General features: G+C 68.9%; 2 protein-coding genes and 1 pseudogene. 1 reads left to right on the top strand and 2 read right to left on the bottom strand.

Annotated features, from left to right (window positions below; genetic code table 11):
- The coding region (locus JHD21_RS21805; protein WP_292679649.1) for a 3-hydroxybutyryl-CoA dehydrogenase at nt 1-1,562 on the bottom strand (1,562 nt) is incomplete at its 3' end.
- A 29-nt stretch (nt 1,563-1,591) separates the two neighbouring features.
- Nucleotides 1,592-2,116 carry a GNAT family N-acetyltransferase gene (locus JHD21_RS21800; RefSeq protein WP_292679647.1) on the bottom strand — a complete coding sequence of 175 codons (525 nt, stop codon included), beginning with the start codon at nt 2,114-2,116 and terminating at the stop codon, nt 1,592-1,594.
- A gap of 25 nt (nt 2,117-2,141) precedes the next feature.
- On the opposite strand from JHD21_RS21800, the pseudogene JHD21_RS21795 reads away from it, so the two are divergent.
- A pseudogene (locus JHD21_RS21795) lies at nt 2,142-2,421 on the top strand (endonuclease NucS domain-containing protein); the annotation flags it as partial.

Raw genomic sequence — 2,421 nt, 5'->3', positions numbered from 1 at the left:
AGCATCTTGACCGCGTCGTTGAGGTAGGGGAACAGCAGCGCGTTGACGATGAACCCCGCGCGGTCGGTGCAGGACACCGCGACCTTGCCGATCCGGTCGCACAGCGCACGGGTCGTCTCCGTGACGTCGTCGGCCGTGGAGACCGTCGAGACGACCTCGACCAGCTTCATGACCGGCGCCGGGTTGAAGAAGTGCATGCCGACGACGTCCTGCGGCCGGGACGTGACCCTGGCCAGGGAGATGATCGGCAGCGAGGACGTCGTGGTGGCCAGGATCGCGCCCGGCTTGCAGATGTCGTCGAGGTTCTCGAACAGCGTGGTCTTGACGCCGAGGTCCTCGGCGATGGCCTCGACCACGATGTCGACGTCCTTGAGATCGTCGAGCGACGTCGAGCCGCTGACCCTGGCCAGGACCGCGGCCTTGTCGTCCTCGGTCGCCCGTCCACGCTGGATCTGGCGGTCGAAGTTCTTCGTGATCGCGGTGACCACGCCGTCGACCTTGTCCTGGGAACGGCCGACGAAGAGCACCTCGTAGCCCGCCTTGGCGAAGACCTCGACGATGCCGCCGGCCATGGTGCCCGTCCCGACCACGCCCACCAGCTTGATGTCGTGGTGCAGCTGCGGCTTGTCGGCCTCGGACGGCGTCTGGTCGTCGACGACCGTCTTGGGGCTGTCCGGGCCCTCATAGGTGTAGAAGCCCCGCCCGGTCTTCCGGCCGAGCATGCCGGCGGTGACCATCTGCTTGAGGATGGGCGAGGGGGCGTGCAGCCGGTCCCGGCCCTGCCGGTACATCGTCTCCAGGATCTCGTACGCCGTGTCGAGACCGATCAGGTCGAGCAGCTGGAGCGGGCCCATGGGGTAGCCGCAGCCGAACCGCATCGCCGCGTCGATGTCCTCGCGCGAGGCGTACTTGCCCTCGTACATCGCCACCGCGTGGTTGAGGTAGCCGAACAGCAGCGTGTTGGCGATGAAGCCTGCCTTGTCCCCGCAGACGACCGGGTTCTTGCCGACCGCGCGGACCAGCGCGGTCACGTCGGCCAGCACCTGGTCCTCGGTCACGACGGTGCTGACGATCTCGACGAGCCCCTGCACGGGGGCCGGGTTGAAGAAGTGCACGCCAATCACCCGGCCGGGCTGGGAGTTGGCCGTGGAGATGTCCGTGACCGAGAGCGACGAGGTGTTGGTGGCCAGGATCGTCTCCGGAGCGACGATGGAGTCGAGCTCGCGGAAGATCTGCTTCTTCACCTCCACGGACTCCACGACCGCCTCGACGACGAAGTCGGCGTCGGTGAGGTCCTTGAGCTCGGTGCTGAACGTGATCCGGGCGAGCAGCTCGGCCTGCTCCGCCTCGGTCATCTTGCCGCGCGCGACCGCGCGGCCCGTCGAGTTCTCCAGGTGCTGCCGCCCCCGGGCCAGGCTCTCCTCGTTCTGCTCCACGCCCACGACGGCATAGCCCTCGCGCGCGAACACCTCGGCGATCCCCGCCCCCATCGTGCCGAGACCGACGATGCCGATGGTCTCGAAGGTGCGTCCGGTGGGCTCTTCAGTGGTGACGTCGGTCATGCGCCGGATGCTAGTTGACTGGCGAGTAACTATCCGCTGAGGGCGACGGACATCACGATTCTCGGGCCGTCGTCGTCGAGGCCGATCGCGGCCTCGTGCTCGCGCAGCTGCCGCTGGAACGGCAGCGGGTCGGTGACCTCCTGGAAGCCGAGGGTCGCGTAGAACGGCCCGTTGAACGGCAGGTCGCGGTAGGTGCACAGGGAGAGCTGCCGATGGCCGTCGCGGCGTGCCTCGCGCATCGCCGCCCGCACCAGGGAGGTACCGACCCCCTGGCCCTGCGCCTCGGGGCGCACCGACAGCTGCTCCAGGTGGGCATGGCCGTCGATCTCCAGGACGTGGGCGAAGCCCACCGGCGGCTGACCGTCCTCGGCCGCCACGAGGATGAACCCCGGCCGGTCGTCCCGCTCCCACCCCGAGGCCGCCGGCTCGGACAGCACGGGATGCATGTCGGCGCCGAAGGCGGCCCGGAACTGGGGTTCGCCGGACTCCTCGATCGCGGCGATGTGCTTGAGGTCGGCCGCACGCAGCGGACGGACGGCGAACGACGGGGCCACGACCGCCACTGTAGATTCACCGCCCGTGAGGTTGGTCGTCGCGCGGTGCCAGGTCGACTACGCCGGTCGGCTGACCGCGCACCTGCCGATGGCGACCCGGGTGCTGATGGTCAAGGCCGACGGCTCGGTCCTCATCCACTCCGACGGCGGCTCCTACAAGCCGCTCAACTGGATGTCGCCGCCCTGCAAGGTGTCGGAGGGCATGAGCGCCGACGACCAGGTCGAGTGGACGGTCACCGGCAAGGACGGCGACACCCTGCGGATCCTGATCGAGGAGGTCCACCACGACTCCTCCCACGACCTCG

This window comes from Nocardioides sp. (assembly GCF_016462705.1).
Lineage (GTDB): Bacteria > Actinomycetota > Actinomycetes > Propionibacteriales > Nocardioidaceae > Nocardioides.
Note: the sequence above shows the minus strand (reverse complement) of the source record. Positions and strands in the feature narration are given on the sequence as shown.